General features: G+C 47.1%; 18 protein-coding genes. 7 read left to right on the forward strand and 11 right to left on the reverse strand.

Annotated elements, in window-relative coordinates; all coding sequences use genetic code 11:
• Positions 1–15 precede the first annotated feature (15 nt).
• The 9 genes from GZ78_RS23665 to GZ78_RS23710 all read right to left on the reverse strand — a co-directional run bounded on the left by GZ78_RS23665 (position 16) and on the right by GZ78_RS23710 (position 6,283).
• Complete coding sequence (locus tag GZ78_RS23665) at positions 16–795, reverse strand: helix-turn-helix transcriptional regulator (RefSeq protein WP_034841842.1); 780 nt, start codon at positions 793–795, stop codon at positions 16–18.
• A gap of 36 nt (positions 796–831) precedes the next feature.
• Positions 832–1,362: a YbhB/YbcL family Raf kinase inhibitor-like protein gene (locus tag GZ78_RS23670; protein WP_034841845.1), complete on the reverse strand. Its 531-nt coding sequence runs from the start codon at positions 1,360–1,362 to the stop codon at positions 832–834.
• A gap of 133 nt (positions 1,363–1,495) precedes the next feature.
• Entirely contained in the window at positions 1,496–3,007 is a 1,512-nt protein-coding gene (locus tag GZ78_RS23675) for a YifB family Mg chelatase-like AAA ATPase (protein ID WP_034842112.1), read from the reverse strand.
• Positions 3,008–3,155: 148 nt separating this feature from the next.
• A complete protein-coding gene (locus GZ78_RS23680) occupies positions 3,156–3,854 on the reverse strand; it encodes a hypothetical protein (RefSeq protein WP_201772786.1) in 699 nt (232 codons plus the stop codon).
• 68 nt (positions 3,855–3,922) lie between these two features.
• Entirely contained in the window at positions 3,923–4,216 is a 294-nt protein-coding gene (locus GZ78_RS23690; RefSeq protein ID WP_034841848.1) for a hypothetical protein, read from the reverse strand.
• A 116-nt stretch (positions 4,217–4,332) separates the two neighbouring features.
• Positions 4,333–4,734, reverse strand: a complete 402-nt coding sequence (locus GZ78_RS23695) for a DUF2541 family protein (protein ID WP_034841849.1) — start codon at positions 4,732–4,734, stop codon at positions 4,333–4,335.
• Positions 4,735–5,095: 361 nt separating this feature from the next.
• A complete protein-coding gene (locus tag GZ78_RS23700) occupies positions 5,096–5,578 on the reverse strand; it encodes a cysteine hydrolase family protein (RefSeq protein WP_034841850.1) in 483 nt (160 codons plus the stop codon).
• The gene (locus tag GZ78_RS23705; protein WP_034841851.1) at positions 5,579–5,782 is read right to left on the reverse strand and encodes a hypothetical protein; all 204 of its coding nucleotides are present in this window, start codon (positions 5,780–5,782) and stop codon (positions 5,579–5,581) included. It abuts the gene before it with no gap.
• A gap of 237 nt (positions 5,783–6,019) precedes the next feature.
• A complete protein-coding gene (locus tag GZ78_RS23710; RefSeq protein WP_034841853.1) occupies positions 6,020–6,283 on the reverse strand; it encodes an accessory factor UbiK family protein in 264 nt (87 codons plus the stop codon).
• Positions 6,284–6,823: 540 nt separating this feature from the next.
• Between GZ78_RS23710 and glnK the strand changes: the two genes are divergently transcribed.
• From glnK to gmtY, 5 genes are all read left to right on the forward strand, one after another.
• Positions 6,824–7,162 carry a P-II family nitrogen regulator gene (glnK, locus tag GZ78_RS23715; protein ID WP_034841855.1) on the forward strand — a complete coding sequence of 113 codons (339 nt, stop codon included), beginning with the start codon at positions 6,824–6,826 and terminating at the stop codon, positions 7,160–7,162.
• A gap of 234 nt (positions 7,163–7,396) precedes the next feature.
• Entirely contained in the window at positions 7,397–8,647 is a 1,251-nt protein-coding gene (locus GZ78_RS23720) for an ammonium transporter (protein WP_034841858.1), read from the forward strand.
• Between the two features lie 350 nt (positions 8,648–8,997).
• A complete protein-coding gene (locus GZ78_RS23725) occupies positions 8,998–10,371 on the forward strand; it encodes a HipA domain-containing protein (RefSeq protein ID WP_034841860.1) in 1,374 nt (457 codons plus the stop codon).
• Positions 10,364–10,870: a helix-turn-helix domain-containing protein gene (locus tag GZ78_RS27845; RefSeq protein WP_051786492.1), complete on the forward strand. Its 507-nt coding sequence runs from the start codon at positions 10,364–10,366 to the stop codon at positions 10,868–10,870. Before GZ78_RS23725 ends, GZ78_RS27845 begins: the two co-directional genes overlap by 8 nt.
• Before the next feature lie 377 nt (positions 10,871–11,247).
• Positions 11,248–12,714 carry a gamma-mobile-trio recombinase GmtY gene (gene gmtY / locus GZ78_RS23735; RefSeq protein ID WP_034841863.1) on the forward strand — a complete coding sequence of 489 codons (1,467 nt, stop codon included), beginning with the start codon at positions 11,248–11,250 and terminating at the stop codon, positions 12,712–12,714.
• 288 nt (positions 12,715–13,002) lie between these two features.
• On the opposite strand, the gene GZ78_RS23740 is transcribed toward gmtY, so the two are convergent.
• Complete coding sequence (locus GZ78_RS23740; protein ID WP_034841865.1) at positions 13,003–14,340, reverse strand: IS1380 family transposase; 1,338 nt, start codon at positions 14,338–14,340, stop codon at positions 13,003–13,005.
• 108 nt (positions 14,341–14,448) lie between these two features.
• On the opposite strand from GZ78_RS23740, the gene GZ78_RS23745 reads away from it, so the two are divergent.
• Both GZ78_RS23745 and GZ78_RS23750 read left to right on the forward strand, forming a co-directional pair.
• On the forward strand, positions 14,449–14,745 hold the full coding sequence (locus GZ78_RS23745) for a hypothetical protein (protein ID WP_034841868.1): 297 nt from the start codon (positions 14,449–14,451) through the stop codon (positions 14,743–14,745).
• Positions 14,746–14,901: 156 nt separating this feature from the next.
• The gene (locus tag GZ78_RS23750; RefSeq protein WP_051786493.1) at positions 14,902–15,150 is read left to right on the forward strand and encodes a hypothetical protein; all 249 of its coding nucleotides are present in this window, start codon (positions 14,902–14,904) and stop codon (positions 15,148–15,150) included.
• Positions 15,151–15,228: 78 nt separating this feature from the next.
• Here GZ78_RS23750 and GZ78_RS23755 read toward each other — a convergent pair whose 3' ends face one another.
• Positions 15,229–16,386, reverse strand: a complete 1,158-nt coding sequence (locus tag GZ78_RS23755; RefSeq protein ID WP_034841870.1) for a hypothetical protein — start codon at positions 16,384–16,386, stop codon at positions 15,229–15,231.
• Positions 16,387–16,438: the final 52 nt, after the last annotated feature.

Below are 16,438 nucleotides of genomic sequence, written 5' to 3' on the forward strand. Positions count from 1 at the left end.
CTTAATGAGCACGAATCAAATCAGAGTTTTCATATACTGCCTTGGAGTAATACCAAACTGTTGTCGAAACCTTTGACTGAAACGGCTTTCAGACTGATATCCACATTGCAAAGCCAGATCCAACTGAGAGTATGTGCGCTGTTGCATTAAATTCAGGCTGTAGGTCATACGTACTTCGGCCAATATATCTCGAAAAGAAGTGGCTTCTCTGGTTAGGTGACGTGCCAGAGTGGCTTTACTGACTCCTAGAGAACGGCTACAACTTTCCAGTGAGTGGGGTCCTGCCGGATTATTGGAAAGGTGTCGTGCAAGGCGCTCTCGGGTTGTCATACCGGTGTCTGGAAATAGAAGTGGCAAGCCACCTTCTTCCCATAATTGTTGATAAAAGGCCTGCAAGATATGCCTTTGCACAGCCTTGCTGTATGGCGTAGCCGTTATGCTCTGGAGTTGCTGCCATAGCATCAGTAATGAAGGGCTTGGGGAAAAGTCTGGTGTTTTACCCAGAGCCTTTCTGGAAGGCGCAGTGGCATTGATCAAGTGTTCATCGGGAGGCTCAAGAAAAGCGATCTGCATTGAATGAAAAGGGTTTCGAGTCGGCTCATTTACGAAAGTGAGTGATTCGTTCGACGAAGTGATAAGCCAGTTTTTTTGATGAAAACTCAGGTTGTCCTGATGCCATTTCAGCACCTTGTGCCCCGTCATTACAGAGAAAATACTGGGGGTGTAAATGGATACATTTCGCAATCGTTGGGGTTGAGTGCCCCGGTAATGATGAATACGAATCAGGTCTTCCATTTACACCTCGTGATACCTTTCAGGAGCTTCTTGAATTTAACGTGTATAGGTTGCCGTCAAAGTGGCTTTGTCGATCGCCAGGCTGTTCAGGGTATATCCTACAACGGCAGGGGGGGTATCTGCAGGTAAATCAATCTGGGCTTTAGGCAGAGCCCAGACCGTAAACTGATAACGGTGCATACCATGTCCTTCAGGAGGGCATGCACCACCAAAACCCGCTTTTCCATAATCTGTTTGTGTTTCCAGTGCTGCTTTGATGTTACCTGATGCACCTCTTGGCAGGGCATTAGTTGTGGCTGGAACATTCAGAACAACCCAGTGCCACCATCCACTGCCGGTGGGCGCATCCGGATCATAAGCGGTGATGGCAAAGCTCTTGGTTCCAGCAGGCGCCTGCTTCCAGGTTAACTGAGGTGAAACATTGGCTCCATCGCACCCCATTCCTGAGAATTCAAACGTTTTGGCCATGGGGTGGCCTTCCTGAATATCCTGACTGGTGACTTCAAAAGCCTGGGCATTGAGAGTCATGGCAACAGCAAGAGCGGGTAAAGCGTGAGTGAGTTTCATCAAGGTGTTTCTTCTCGATAACAGGGATAGATTTATCGTAGAAAGAAAGGGAATTGAAAAGTGGACAGAAATACTCAATATGGTTTTCTTTTTTGCTTATATTGAGTTTTTCTGTGTTATTTTTGAGGAGGGCTTATCCCGGCTCTCGATCCAGCTTCCTATAATGAACGGCTTCAGCAAGGTGTTTTTGCTGTATGTCCTGTTCTTCATCCAGATCGGCCAGAGTTCTGGCTACTCTCAGTATTCGGTGTACGGCTCTGGCAGAATAACCGAGCTTGTCACAAAGTCGGGTCATGAAGGCCTGTGCCTGTTTATCCAGTGGGCAGAATTCATTCATTTCACTGGGCGATAGCCTTGCGTTGGGTTTCCCTTGTCTTTGTTGCTGGCGATGCCTTGCCTTGATGACCTGATTGCGGATATTTTTTGATGAAAATTGGGCGTCTTCCGGCTCACTCTTAAACAGCCTTTCGGTCTTCTGACTGGCGACTTCTATCTGCAAATCAATACGGTCCAATAAAGGGCCTGACAGCTTTCTTTTATAACGTCTGACCTGTTCAGCTGAACACTGACAGGCTTTTTGGGGGTCACCCAGATAACCACAGGGGCAGGGATTCATGGCGGCAATGAGTTGAAAACCTGCCGGGAAGCTAGCCTGGCCTTTCGAACGGGAAATAACCACTTCTCCAGTTTCCAGAGGTTCTCTCAACACTTCCAAAGCGACCTTTTGAAATTCGGGTAACTCATCCAGAAACAGAACACCGTTATGAGCATAAGAAATCTCCCCGGGTCGCGGTTGGCTGCCACCCCCGACAAGCGCTACGGCAGAAGCTGTGTGATGAGGGTTCCGAAAAGGACGCTGCTTCCATGAAGGGGACTGACTGTAGGATGACAGCGTGTGTATAGCGGCTACTTCCAATGCTTCATGATCATCCATCTCGGGAAGAATGCCAGGCAGGCGACTGGCCAGCATGGTTTTACCGGTTCCGGGAGGTCCATAAAAAATCAGGTGATGGCCGCCCGCTGCAGCAGTCATCAAGCCCCGCTTTGCCTGTTGTTGTCCCTTCACATCTAATAGATCCGGGTAGGTGGCAGGGCTCTCATTTTTACTGCAAACCACTTCTGACAGTGTTTCGTTTTGGGTGAGGTGTGAGCAAACTCTGAGCAGATCTCTGGCTCCCAGCACTTTTGCATCGGGGCACAAGGCCGCTGTTTCGGCATTCATTTCCGGAAGAATCAGTGTATGAGCCGCCTGGCTGCAGGCAATGGAGGCTGGCAATGAGCCGGTGATGGGTCTTAGCTCTCCTGATAAAGCCAGCTCTCCCAGAAATTCGTAACCTGCTAAAGACTCAGGCTTAAGCTGACCGGATGCGGCAAGAATGCCCAGAGCGATGGGGAGGTCAAAGCGACCACCTTCCTTTGGAAGGTCAGCGGGTGCCAGATTGACAGTTATCCGGGAAACCGGAAATTCAAAACCACTGTTCAGGATTGCGCTTCTTACCCTGTCCTTACTCTCGCGCACAGCCGCTTCTGGAAGACCCACCATATTCAATGCCGGCAAGCCTGCCGAAAGGTGAACTTCAACTGATACAGCGGGCGCATTCAGCCCGGTTTTGGCTCGGGTTTGAACGACCGCTAGCCGCGACATAAAACTACCTTCTTTTTGTACTTGGGTTCTTATTCTGATTGGTAACCCTGTATGGAATACCAGTAAAAGCTGAAGGGTTGAGGATAGCAGTGATTTAGAAAAGTGTTGCAGGCGTTGTCGGCCAGCAGAATGCTGACCGACTTTGAAATCAGTTAACGATTTTCCAGGAGCCATCTTCCTGAAGGCAGGCTTGTCCCCATGCGTCTTCAGTCTTTCCGCCCACGGTAATGGACTGCTGAAATTCACGGCAAACCAGGCCGCTTGAAGCACTTTTGCCTTCTTTGGTGGTGACAACATAGCCTGAAGCATCATCTTCTTCCCAGATGATCTTTTCACCTACCGGAGCCGTAGTTGCTTTGATTTGGGCTTCTTCGTGAGCACGTTGTGCAGCTTCATTGATGTTGTCGAGAATTTTCAGGGTGATGGCAGTGAAGGCCATCCACTTGAAGGCGTCGTTATCGTCATGGTAGCGACCGTAGCCATAGTATGAATTACCAAAGGTTCTGACGACGACAATATTATTCCTGATGACTCTTTTCCTGGGAGCGACAACCACCCGATTGTTTTTTATTACTTTTGGGCCGCCCCAGCGATCATCGCGGCGATCTTCACGGTTGTCCTGACGATCATCGCGGCGGTCTTCGCGGTTGTCCTGACGATCATCATGACGGTCTTCACGGTTGTCCTGACGATCATCGCGTCGGTCTTCACGATTGTCCTGGCGGTCGTCGCGACGATCTTCACGGACTTCGTCCCGACCATTATCCTGCCAGCCAGCGTGTACGATGGTTGAGACGGGTGAAAAGGCAGTGAGTAAAAATAAAAACGTGAATAGTCGTTTTGTCATACGGGTTCTCTCCAATTGGGTCTGGTGCTAAAGGGCACCAGATCCGGAAGGTTTACAGTGGGGCTGCATTACCAGTTATCCCTTCTGTCATCCCTTCGGTCTTCACGGTTATCCTGTCGATCATCTCTACGATCCCCACGGTTATCCTGGCGATCATCTCTGCGGTCTTCGCGGTTATCCTGACGGTCATCCCTGCGGTCTCCGCGGTTATCCTGACGATCGTCTCTGCGATCTTCACGGTTATCCTGGCGATCATCCCGCCGATCTTCTCTTCTGTCGTTTCCAGGCAAGGCATGAGCCAGATTTGCCATAGGAGCAATGGCCACATATGACAGCAGAGCAGTGCAGAGAAACTTCTTCATTCTTTATCGACTCGGTATCAAATAGCCCTTCGGGCTTTGGAACTCAGTTCATTCTTATTGCTGTGTAAAGAACAGCCCGGTTAAGAGCCGTGCCGTTCTTTAAAGCAGCCTGTTGATCAGGCTGCTTTACCCCAGAGCAGTACGCTGGCCTGCACGCGACCGGTACCTTCGGTGTCGTAGTAAAATCTTACTTTCTCAATGGCTCTTGCCTTGCCAGGCAGGTCAATGACACGGGAGCTTCCGCCTTTTCTGACTTTGCTTCGAATAGCCACTTCACGGTTCTGGCCATTCTTGTAGTGAACAACCACTTTGTTGAAGTCAACATCAGCGCCTTTGACTTTGAACTGGATACGCTTGAAAACGCCGTCTCTCAGGCCAACGCGAATAGTGTCTACTTCTGCACGACGACTGACTTTTCTCTCGCCCAGCAGTTCCCAACCACTGGCAAGTGCTGTCTGGGTGAAGCCGGACATGATCATGGTGACGAGCAAAGTAATAATTGAAAGCGAGCGCTTCATAGTGATGGTTCTCCCAATATTCTCACTATTTGTCCTTGATGCCAGGTTCTGTTGAAAGGGGTCTGGCAAAAGCAATTGTGCCTTTTTGAGGCGATTATCTTAATTTGCAGCGCAATGCTATAGACAAGGAGTGAGTAGCTCTATAGGGAAAACTACCGAGGGAATTAATCACGAGTCGTATGTAAGTCATTGATCTTATTGGTATTATTTTCAAGCGAAAACTGTCAGCAGAAAGTAAAAGTGTTTGATTGGAACCACCGGGAAACATCACATACTCATGTTGGAATATATTTTTCCCTACTTTTTGTTGGACGACATTAGAAGTCTGATGAGCACTTTTCTGAATAGCTATGAGGAACCATCACAAAGGGGCTGGATGTTCGGGTGGAGTGGCTGTGAGGGTATCTGGATATTGCTCTTTAAGGCTGTCCCAGGCAATGCCTATACCCCGACGCTCAGACTCGGAGGGTGCGCTCTTATCGAGCATATCTTCAATAATGTTCAGGTTACGATCGACATATACATTGAATCTGGCTTTGAGTGCGTCTTCTGTCGTCTGCATTAAGCAGCCTTCATCAAAGTAGCCAGTAGCGACGACGTCTTTTGCTTTAATGCTGTGCAGACAGTCTTTTAAAGAGGTGTTGATTTCTTTGGCAGAAGCGTCAGGTTTATCGACAGGCAAGGTTTCTCTCTGGTCAAAGGCACTGTCTTCTCGTTTAACTAAAAGACGGTAGTAGTTGTTACGGAGCAGTTTTTGCTGGAGAAAACTGAGAGTTTGCCCCTCTTCAATGGAGTTCACGTCAATAAAATGAATGCCTTCTTTTTCAGAAAAGTGATCCAGCATTTACGCTTGAGCATTAATCACACGATAGGCTTCAGGCGTCCAGAAACGTTTGGCAAATCCGGTCTGCATATCAATGAGCAATATGGAGACTGTTTTTCCCTGAGCTAACAGAGCGTCAATAGTAGCAATTGAAGTTTTCAGATCAGCAGAGCAGTGACCTGATATTAAAACCAGCACTAAAGCGGCCAACCATCGAAATGTCATTTTCTAAACCATTGGATGAGCAATACTCGCGCTGAAGTCACACCTTTCGTAGTACTTATGGCAGCGACAGGCTTGAATGTTCATTCATGTTGAGAGAAAAACGGTTAGCCAAAATAGCCTTTGTTTGAGGGGTATTCAGAAGGGGTATGTCTGAAAAGTGTTTGGGGAGAGTAACGTACAGTAAGAGCCGTCGCCCTTAAAAAGAGCCGCCGCCCTTAAAAAGAGCGGACTGTGTAGTCAGCAGCAGGTGTCAGATTTTTCAGTTTTCTCTAGCTCGGCTACTTTCTTTTCAAGAGCTTCCAGTCTTTCCCGGGTATGTTTCAATACAGCTACCTGGGTATCAAACTCATCACGAGTGACCAGTTCAAATTTGGCCAGAGCACTGCCGACCAGAGCCTTGATATTGTGTTCAATATCTTCCCGGGTCTGACTCTTTTGCCCACCTAAAACCTGACCTGCTTTGCCGGCAATACTACCGATAAGAGAGGCTTTATCGATCATCGATTATTCCTGCCATTACTTAAACAGCCGCAAAGCCTTTAGCTCGTGTAGCCGCTGTGATTGAAATCAGGCGATTATGATACCACAAACAGATGATGAACCATTGCACTAAAAAAGTGCATGATTTGAGTGCATGAAGCGAAATGAGTGCGCTTTGTTGGTGCGGAGAATGGGATGCGTGAACGGGTTTCCGGTTTTCAAACGACATGAGCCTTACTGGCAAGCGTTTTTCGGAAATTGGCACAGTGCCTGCATGTAAGCCATCAAAGTCAGTTGAGAAATAGGAGCCTGCCGAACTCGAGACAATTTCGGCCTGAAATCCAGAAAGAGCGGCCAGTTTTTCCGTTGAATTTGATTAAATAGGTTAACTATTCTCACAAATCCAACGAAAAAACTGACTCGCTCTACTGAATTTCAAGCTCGAAAGCTCAAGTCCGACAGGCTCCATGTCAACTGATTACTTAAGGCTGGGGAGCCGATCACAATGATAATGTCCGGACATTCCCTGCAGGCCAACAGGCAACACTCAGGAGAGCTTTTATGAAGTTGGTATCAGCCATCATTAAGCCATTCAAACTGGACGACGTGCGAGAAGCTCTGTCCGAGATTGGTGTCCAGGGTATCACTGTGACCGAAGTGAAAGGGTTCGGTCGTCAAAAGGGCCATACAGAACTCTACCGTGGCGCTGAATACGTGGTTGATTTTCTGCCTAAGGTGAAGTTAGAAGTCGGCATTTCCGATGACTTGCTGGATCAAGTGATAGAGTCGATTTCTAAAGCTGCCAATACAGGAAAGATTGGTGACGGAAAGATCTTCGTTACCACACTGGAGCAGGCTATTCGGATCAGAACCGGAGAAACCGGCGAAGACGCTATCTAAGACGGATAGGTAAGAGACCATAGTCAGGAAGTCCATGGTTCTCAGGGTACATGCACAACAATAAATAAAACTTGTCGTTTAGCTCAGGTACCCCAAAAAAACTGAGTGCGGCATTCAAAAAATAAAAATAGCTAATACGGAAGCAGTATCTGACTCAGAGCAGGCTGTTTCCAGGACAAAAATGTCCTTAGCGAAAGACTACTAATCCGCTTGAACTTTCTTGGGAGGAGCCCTGTGGAAAATCTGGCTCAAGTGTCGTACGCACTCGACACTTTCTACTTTCTGATGTCCGGTGCGCTGGTAATGTGGATGGCTGCTGGTTTTGCCATGCTCGAAGCTGGCCTGGTCCGTTCTAAAAATACCGTCGAAATTCTGACCAAAAACATCGCTTTGTTCGCGATTGCCTGCACCATGTATCTGCTCTGCGGTTACGCCATTATGTATCCAGGGGCTAACGAAGGCGGCATTCTGCCTGTCCTTGGCTCTTTGATTGGTACAGAAAACTCGGTTGAAGCCGTCACAGCAGGTGGTGATGATGCACCTTACTACTCTGCACGTTCTGACTTCTTCTTCCAGGTAGTCTTTGTTGCTACTGCAATGTCTATCGTCTCGGGTGCTGTTGCAGAGCGTATGAAGCTCTGGTCTTTCCTGTTGTTCGCTGTCTTCATGACGGGCTTCATCTACCCCGTACAGGGTTTCTGGAAGTGGGGCGGTGGTTTCCTGAACGAAGCGAACTTCCAGGACTTTGCAGGTTCCGGTGTGGTTCACATGGCAGGTGCTGCTGCGGCTCTGGCCGGTGTTCTGCTGCTGGGTGCCCGTAAAGGTAAGTACGGTAAAGGTGGTGCGGTTAATGCGATCCCCGGTGCCAACCTGCCGCTCGCTACTCTGGGTACCTTTATCCTGTGGCTCGGCTGGTTCGGATTCAATGGTGGTTCGCAGCTGAAACTGTCTGACGTAGAAAATGCGAACGCTGTCGCTCAGATCTTTGTAAACACGAATGCGGGTGCTGCTGGTGGTGTGATTGCTGCCCTGATTGTAGCCCGCATCCTGTTCGGCAAGGCTGACCTGACCATGGCTCTGAACGGTGCTCTGGCCGGTCTGGTATCCATCACCGCTGAACCTCTGACGCCAAGTGCAGTATCAGCCACTCTGATTGGTGGTGTGGGTGGTGCTCTGGTGGTCTTCGCTATCCTGGCGCTGGACAAGGTACGCATTGACGATCCAGTAGGTGCTATCTCTGTTCACGGTGTTGTAGGTATCTGGGGTCTGCTGGCAGTGCCTCTGACCAACGACGGTGCAGAATTCAGTGCTCAGTTACTGGGTATTGTCACCATCTTTGCCTGGGTATTCTTTGCTTCTCTGATCGTCTGGGGTGCTATCAAGCTGATTATTGGCCTGCGCATCACAGAAGAAGAAGAGTATGAAGGGGCTGACCTGACCGAATGTGGTATGGAAGCTTATCCCGAATTTACTGGTAAACAATAATAAAAAGTAAAACGGGTGGATAGAAAGGGCGCTTCGGCGCCCTTTTTTGATAGATCCAATATTTACACAAATGAAGTGAAGAACCACCTTCAAACGTTCAGTTGTTGCCCTGGAATCAAAAGCAATCCTGAATCAAGGTGTGGGGAAATTACCGCTTACATATAGTTCATTTTGGAGGTTTTGAAAGAGTTGGGTTTGTCCGTAGTATGAAAGAGAGTGAAAGGGTAAGGATTGCGTATAAATATACACGAAGTTTAAGGGTCATATGATGATTGTGTATAAATATACGCAAAGATGTTATTTGTTGCTAACATTGAGTATAAATATACACAATCATTATTGGGTCCAACATGCGTAGCAAACAGCTGACTATTCAAGTCTGGATTGATGAAATCTGGGCAGATGCAGCGAAACTGATCATTGATGACCCGGCGTTAGGTCATACCGGAAGGATTGAACTGGATTATGAGATTCAGCACGCTGCTACGTATTTTGAACAGGTGGGTTCTGCAGCTTGTTCTTCAATGCTTCCTGTTCTTCCGTTTGCTGGCTATCACTGTGAGCGCTGGTGGTCATGGTTAGACGATATTATTCCTTCTGGTGCAGGTCGGAGATTCTGGGTTGAGAATTTAGGTCTTGGGTCTCGACAACCACCTTATAAGCAGGACTATGAGTTACTCCTGAAAGGTACTATTGCGCCAATAGGCAACTTGCGGATCAAAGAGTCAGTCCCATACGACGATAGCGGGAACCGGTTAAAGACCATGACTTGGTCAATAGAGGATGTTCTGACTCGGCATTCAGACTTTCTTAATCATGCGTCCAGCATGGGGGCAGTTGGTGGTGGTGCTACCGGTGCTGGTGGTGAAGCGCCAAAATATCTCGTTCGCGTGACAGACAAAAATGAGGTATGGATTGACCCGTACCAAGATGATGTTTTGAATCTGAGTCGGCACTATCTGGTCAAGTTTCCAAGAGGGGAGCAGACTGGTGATGATAAGGCGATATTAAAGGCAGAAGCTGGCTATTATCGTTTCTTGGATCAAATCGGAATGGATACCATTCAGGTAGAAGACATGATGTTTTTTGATCGGAATGGGAAATACTCACTCTGGTTACCCCGGTTTGATGTAGGAATCGAAAACGGAAAGCTGGTCAAGTACGGGATGGAGTCTGTCTATTCTGTGATGAACGCAGAGGCCGGCGCTGATTTAAAACATATTGATGTTATTAAGGCTTTGGCACCAATACTCTGTGGGCAAGAGAATGGTATGACAATGCAGGAGCTGGCTGAAGTATGGGTAGAGAGAGATCTGTTGAATCTCTGTTTGGGTAATGCTGATAACCATGGACGAAACACCTCTATCTTGAAGATCCCAGGTGAGCCCATTAAATTGGCACCATTGTACGATATAGCGCCCATGAAAGCTGATCCAGAAGGGATTAGGCGCAAGATGGTTTGGGGTCAGCCGTTGGAAAACGGCTGGATGATCGACTGGGATGAAATAGCGTTAAAGCTGGAAGATGAGTTGAGTCAGATGGAATATGGTCCGGTTTCAGCAGATGGGATAATCCAGCGGCTGGAGAGTACAGCTCAGAAACTGATAGGCCTGGAAGATAAGTTGCGAGGTTGTGATGTCCCAGAACGCATCATTACCTTTCCAAGCATTGGCATTACAACAATAGAGGAACGTCTTAAGCGCTGGGAGTTGATAGATGGCTAAAAGCAGAGCAGAAAGGCTGGAAGAAAAGCGCAGAAAGAATCAGCTGGTGGCTGCGGCAAATGTCCAGGCTGTGAAAGTTAACAAAACAGAAAACAAAGCAAAAACTCGGCTGGTCTGGGAAAGTATGGCTCAGGCTATCAGCGATAAAGATAAATCCGTTCTTTCACGAAAGAAGCAAGTGGAGTATGAGGAGGATAAAGCCGAGATTCTCATGAACCTACTGGTACTGGCTTTTGAGGGTGAAATTACCCAGGGGACGCTTATAAAGCTATTGCGTCGGGACGTGTTGGGTGTCAATCAGGATCAGTTCGTAGAGCTAACTGGTATTAATAGGAAAACCTTGTCGCAGGTGGAAGGTGATAGAACGAAGCCGACCATGAAAGCTCTAGTGGAACTGATCAGGCCTTTTGGCCTTGAGTTTGCCATTGTGCCAAGGTCTAAGCCAATGAGAGATAAGGTTGTCGATCGGCTGGTCAAGAAAAGACATTCTGACGATTGAGGGTGGAGTGATGCAAGGCCAGGTGCACGGGCCTTCTTCTTTCGTATAAAAGCGATCGTCCCCCCAATCGTAAAGATACTGGGCTTTCAGCAGTCTTGTGTGGGGGGGGGAATTGTCAGAATAAGGTCGTATGCCAAAGAGTTTGTCGAGAAATGGACGTATTTTTTATGACAAATGATGTCGTAATACGCCTGCAGCCCTTATTTTCTAAGGGCTGCTTTTGTCACGATATATATTGATAGCGGAAAATAATGTACTAAAACCATAACTTTCCATCTAAAAAGAGGTCATTAATAGACCTCTTTTTTCTTATGTTCATAGTGAAAAACATACTATAACTACCATGTCTTTGATTCTGCTCTCAGCGTCGTATTGTCATGGTTGCCCTCGTCAGAGTTTACGCCAAAGTCACCACAGATAACTCCGGATATCAGGTTCAGCTTCCAATCCTGCTCATGGAAGACAAGGTGTTCCGACCCTTACTGGATTACCTGCTAGCCCAACATCATCGAAGAAGTATTTCGTGGATGAACCGGATGGTTTATGCGACCTTCCTGCTGCTTGAATATATGGAAGCGAACAAAGACCTTTTCTCATCTCCCTCAATTCTGTTTCTTCACTTCGCTCAAAGACTTTGTACCGGAACGATTGGAAATAATGGTCTTGATCCATCTGGATTATATTGGCTTCCCAAGTCAACAAAGAATGTAAATCAAATCCTTACAGCACTGAATGGATTTACTGACTGGCTTGTGAAAAGCAAAGGTTCCATCAGCCTGAATCCACTGATTGAAGCCAGCTCCTATGAAGAAAGGCTGAATTACGCTGCGTGGCATAAGAAAAACACTCAGCAATTTTTAGGGCATATCAAGCCTGCAAGTCTACCAACAACGATAAAGCAGGTTCGCAGGGTTCAGGGTAAGCTTGATGTTATCAAAGTAGACAGTGATGCCATTTCGTTTCCCGAAAATACCTTCAAACGTTTTTTTGAGGAAGGACTGGGAGGATGCAAAGACTACCGCGTAGGCCTTAGAGACCAGCTGATAGTTCTACTGATGCACGGCTGTGGTGTTAGAGAAAGCGATGCTTTGCACCTATGGATACAGGATGTCTTTGTAGACCCTCACCATGAGAATAACGCTATTGTCAGGCTATATCACCCAGAGGTGGGCAGAGCTCCAGATGACTGGAAATGCAAAAATAAGCAGACTAATAGAGCCGCTTATCTGCGAGAAAAATATGCCTTACAGCCAAGAAATAAATTAACAGGGACAGCCAGAGTAGGTTGGAAAACAAAAGTCGTCGAGCATCAGGACAATTACATTAATTTATATTGGTTTCCAAGCTATTTGGGAGAGCTGTTTTATCACCTTTGGCATCAGTACCTGAGAGCTATTCTGCCCATTAACCGGCATCATCCATACGCTTTTGTTTCCTTTAGCCCAGGCTGTGAAGGCCAGCCTTATACCCTGAATGCTTTCAACCAGAACTATAAAAATGCACATTTCCGTATTGGTTTGACTGCCTCTAAGCTAGATGGGCTTACTCCGCATAGCCACAGACATGCTTATGGACGAAGGTTAAGGAAAGCCGGTATCGATCCATTGTTAAGAAAGATCGCTCTGCACCACTCCTCACTGGAATCTCAATCCATTTACACACAACCAGGGGCTTTTGATGTTACTGAAGCGTGTAATAAAGCAACGCAGCTACTGGAGTCCGCTGAGAGCTCAACTCCAGCGAGACCGGCATATTTGAGCTGGAAAGAATTGGTCAGGACAGGGTTTGAAGACATAGACCCTAATGGTCTTTTTTCTGGTCATAATCCCAAGTTTCGGAGGTAAACATGGTTTTGGCATATGGCTCCCGAACACAAGATCTGGAATTTAGATGGTTTACCAGTACCTGAATCCGTGATTTCTTGATTGCAGAGAAGATTTTCCATCTCATTTAACTCAATGACAGAAAGTTTTACGCTTTCGGTGCGTGCAATTCACCACAAAATAGCTGAACAGATTTAATAGCACGGCTCTTTTCCAATGAATACCGAAAGATTTCTGCTCTGAAGGCGAGCGAAATCCTGCCAGTGTCAGCCATACTTTTTCATTCAGTCGAGAGAAATAAATAATCAGCTAACAGAGCTGTTTTTCAGGAAAGAGTTGCATAAAGGCCGACAGCCCGGGGCTATGTCGGCCAAAACGAAGAATAAATTGGCGACTCTTTTTCAGGAATCGCGCAGATTGGTAAACCAGCTCCTGCATAACCGTCTTGATTCTTCGGCGCTGAGCTTTGTGGCGAACCGGAGAATCAGGACCCAGCAAACAGGTTTGCCCCATGTAGCGCAAAATATTGTAGGTCAGTGCACCAAGACACATGACAAGATCATTCGTATCAAACTTACCTGAAGGCAGTCTTTCCAGATCCATGTCAGTCTTGAATTCACTATGAAACTGTTCGCTGGTCGCATGGTCTTCATAGAGTAATATAACATTATCATTATCGTATTCAGTTTCATCCAATGTCGTCCACCAACCATCCAGCTCGTAGTCTGGTGTTAAAAAATACTGACCCACCGAGTCAGTAGTACGCTTGATAATACGGATGATTAGTCGCTGTCTGCCGTAGTCGGTCTCATGGATAACTGAGTGTGTCGCATACGTTTTTCCGGGGCGAAGCTCTGTCCACTGAACACTGGCTGTCTCAAAGGCTTGCAGCCAGGCTGTTACGGCATACTGCTTACGTGGATTGAGTTTGATGATGTGATCCACATGGTTGTGATCGGCAATCTCTCGGCGAGTGTCTTCTGCATCATGGCCACTGTCGAGTCGCAGCAATACCGGAGCCTGAGTAACACGACGAAGTCTGTGTAATACGGTATTCAAGAAGGGTACGAAGTCGTTTTGTGAGTGTTGTGAACCAGGACGTAGTTCAGCGCCTAGACACCATCCCTCGGTTCCCACATAAGACATAATGGGGGCAAAGCCATGAAAGTGCTTGTAGGTCCATTGCACACCTTCTTTTTGAGTTTTGCTGTTATCCTGCGGAGTAACGTCTATATCCAGCGGAATGTGCTGAAGGTGATCGAGTTCTTTTGAAAGTGGAGAGATCGGTGCATCCAATTCGACCAATAGCTCGGGGAGGGCTTCTTCAATTAAGGGGATCAACTGAGTGGCATCTTCATTAAACCGCTGGCGCAAGCGACTGGCGGAAGGCATTTGTTTAATGTCCATACTGCGCTTGAACCAGTCATCATGGCGATAGTTATCAATAGCATCAAAATCAGTTTTACCCAAAGCCAATAAGCCGACAAAAGCCCGCACCAGATCAATATTAGGAATGCCGTGACGTTTCTTGATAGAGCGCAGCGATTTCCTTAGAGATGTTTTCTGGTTCAGGGCATGACCGACAAAACAGAGACCGGCTGCCGGCGTATAAAACTCAGTGTCAGATTGCTCAAATTTAAGTTCCACAAAAATGCACTTATAAGGTGAAAATAGGGATGAGCAAATATTAGCCTACAGGTACTGGTACGACTGAGTTTTTAGTGGATTTAGTGATGGTAAACTCACGGATTCAGGTTGAATTTATCCTGGTTTCAAAAATCCCTTCTAACACCGAACATTTTTGAAGACAGTAAAAACTTGTTGGGAGTTTGCTGGTTTAAGAATGCTCAGGTAGAAATCATCAACAAAGTCAGAGAGCTCGTGCCTGTCCTTGAAACCTGCGGACTGGAAGTTTCAGAGATGAGGTCAGACTCTCCCGGAACTGTGATCTATGAAGACAGTCAGCAGGTTGTTGCTGTTCCCCAAGCGGCTTTGGAAAGTCAGGCACAAAAAGGGCAAGAGCTGGAAATAAACAATAAAAAGGCCGAGTGACGAGAGTCTGACAAAAGTGAATTCAAAATATCATTGGCGCTTTGTCTGCTGCAATTGCTGTTTCTCTGATCTGCCTGGTAGTCAATTCATGGCCCTGACCAAACCAACACATCAACCCGACTACATTACAGCAAGCACAAAGCTTGGAGATAGAGAATGTCATATTGGAACTACCGAGTTTTAAAAAAACACTGCCCAACATCCAAAGAAGATTCTTATCAGGTATATGAAGTTTACTACAGCGATCATGATGATATTGAATACTGGTCAGCCGAACCCAATACAGCTCTTGGTGAAAACCTGATTGAATTGCGAGACGACTTACAGCATCAACTGGAAGCATTGGATAAACCCGTATTAGTTGAAAAGAAAGTCGGAGACAAACTGACACTGGTAGAATGTTAAAACAGAACAGTCAAAGATTCTGACATCCACAACAAGGGGGAGCAGAATGCCCCCTTATCCGCCGCGCACCTTCAGACTCTATGCCCAGCTCTGATTGCCGGAGCCAAAGGTGCTGCCCATCCCCTTCCATAAGTTGCGACCATAGCCACCCAGTTTACTGCGCACATCATTGGCAATCACAACACCTGCCGCTGCAAAAGCCACTGCTGTTGACGGATCGCCGGTTCCCAGGGCCGTACCGACACTTTTCTCAAGCGAAGTCTGGCTCACCAGACCCGCCACCAAACCGCCACTCAGAATGCCTTTGGCAGCTATGAGCTGAGCCTCCTTAAAGACGGCAAGCTGATTATCGCGATTCTTCAGGTCGTAGGGGTTCTGATTAATTTCCACCAGATTAAAACCGACTTTTTCACACAATGCCTCCAGCTGCTTTTTACGGGTGCCTTTCCCCCTGGGATTGGAAAAATACACATTCTGGTACTGCTGGCTTTCTTCATGGGCCATCATGCGCTGGTACTGTGGATTGGCCTCCAGCTTTTTCATAGCACTCACAAAAGTGCCCGCCCCCTCGCCATGCACCAGCCAGTTAACCCGAGCGTCTCTGGCCATGGCCTGCTGCAGCAGCGCCAGCAGAATACTGGCGTGCTTGTCCGATGAATGCTGATCTTTCTGCCAGAACAGTGAGAAATGGTTATTGAGCTGGTTAATATCTCTTTCTACCAGCTTATAGGCATTACGGATGTGTTCTATGAGCATTTCACCGGCATCTTCCTTGGTCTCGAACTGGCCGCTCACTGCTGCATAATGAATATTGTTCCAGCCATGATCCAGCTCCAGATGTTGCCTGTATTCATTATTTGTTTTCCACTTTTTATCTTCCTGATCGTATTCAACCCGATAGACTCCGGTATTCTGATTGCCTGAAGGTGAAATACTGTCATTGATCTCCAGCAGGTAGATGCCCACATCACCCTTGGCGTCAATGGTGTAGTGCAGGCTACCGCCTTCCAGATCCAGAGATTTACTCTCGCCATTGCGCGCTCCCGCCATTGAACAGAGTTGATAGGCCGTGCGCACAATAATGGTCTTGTAATAGTTACCGGTATGAGTCTGTTTCAAATTTTCCCACAACGAGTAGTGCTGCTTGATCACATAAACATTGCGACTGACGTTGGAGCTTCCATCTTTACGGATAATCAGCTGCCAGGTTCGGTTTAGCTGGCTGATACTGGTCATAACAAATCCCTTGTCGTGTTATTCGTGTGGTTCTTATGGCCTTGTTAACGAT

The organism is Endozoicomonas numazuensis (genome assembly GCF_000722635.1).
Classification (GTDB): domain Bacteria; phylum Pseudomonadota; class Gammaproteobacteria; order Pseudomonadales; family Endozoicomonadaceae; genus Endozoicomonas_A; species Endozoicomonas_A numazuensis.

Bases quoted from the DNA above. Each gene is read 5' to 3' on its own strand.
- gmtY (WP_034841863.1), top strand. From the start codon at position 11,248: ATGGTTGCCCTCGTCAGAGTTTACGCCAAAGTCACCACAGATAACTCC.
- GZ78_RS23680 (WP_201772786.1), bottom strand. From the start codon at position 3,854: ATGACAAAACGACTATTCACGTTTTTATTTTTACTCACTGCCTTTTCA.
- GZ78_RS23750 (WP_051786493.1), top strand. From the start codon at position 14,902: ATGTCATATTGGAACTACCGAGTTTTAAAAAAACACTGCCCAACATCC.
- GZ78_RS23705 (WP_034841851.1), bottom strand. From the start codon at position 5,782: ATGACATTTCGATGGTTGGCCGCTTTAGTGCTGGTTTTAATATCAGGT.
- GZ78_RS23725 (WP_034841860.1), top strand. From the start codon at position 8,998: ATGCGTAGCAAACAGCTGACTATTCAAGTCTGGATTGATGAAATCTGG.
- glnK (WP_034841855.1), top strand. From the start codon at position 6,824: ATGAAGTTGGTATCAGCCATCATTAAGCCATTCAAACTGGACGACGTG.
- GZ78_RS23710 (WP_034841853.1), bottom strand. From the start codon at position 6,283: ATGATCGATAAAGCCTCTCTTATCGGTAGTATTGCCGGCAAAGCAGGT.
- GZ78_RS23675 (WP_034842112.1), bottom strand. From the start codon at position 3,007: ATGTCGCGGCTAGCGGTCGTTCAAACCCGAGCCAAAACCGGGCTGAAT.
- GZ78_RS23690 (WP_034841848.1), bottom strand. From the start codon at position 4,216: ATGAAGAAGTTTCTCTGCACTGCTCTGCTGTCATATGTGGCCATTGCT.
- GZ78_RS23665 (WP_034841842.1), bottom strand. From the start codon at position 795: ATGGAAGACCTGATTCGTATTCATCATTACCGGGGCACTCAACCCCAA.
- GZ78_RS23670 (WP_034841845.1), bottom strand. From the start codon at position 1,362: ATGAAACTCACTCACGCTTTACCCGCTCTTGCTGTTGCCATGACTCTC.
- GZ78_RS23700 (WP_034841850.1), bottom strand. From the start codon at position 5,578: ATGCTGGATCACTTTTCTGAAAAAGAAGGCATTCATTTTATTGACGTG.
- GZ78_RS23755 (WP_034841870.1), bottom strand. From the start codon at position 16,386: ATGACCAGTATCAGCCAGCTAAACCGAACCTGGCAGCTGATTATCCGT.
- GZ78_RS27845 (WP_051786492.1), top strand. From the start codon at position 10,364: ATGGCTAAAAGCAGAGCAGAAAGGCTGGAAGAAAAGCGCAGAAAGAAT.
- GZ78_RS23695 (WP_034841849.1), bottom strand. From the start codon at position 4,734: ATGAAGCGCTCGCTTTCAATTATTACTTTGCTCGTCACCATGATCATG.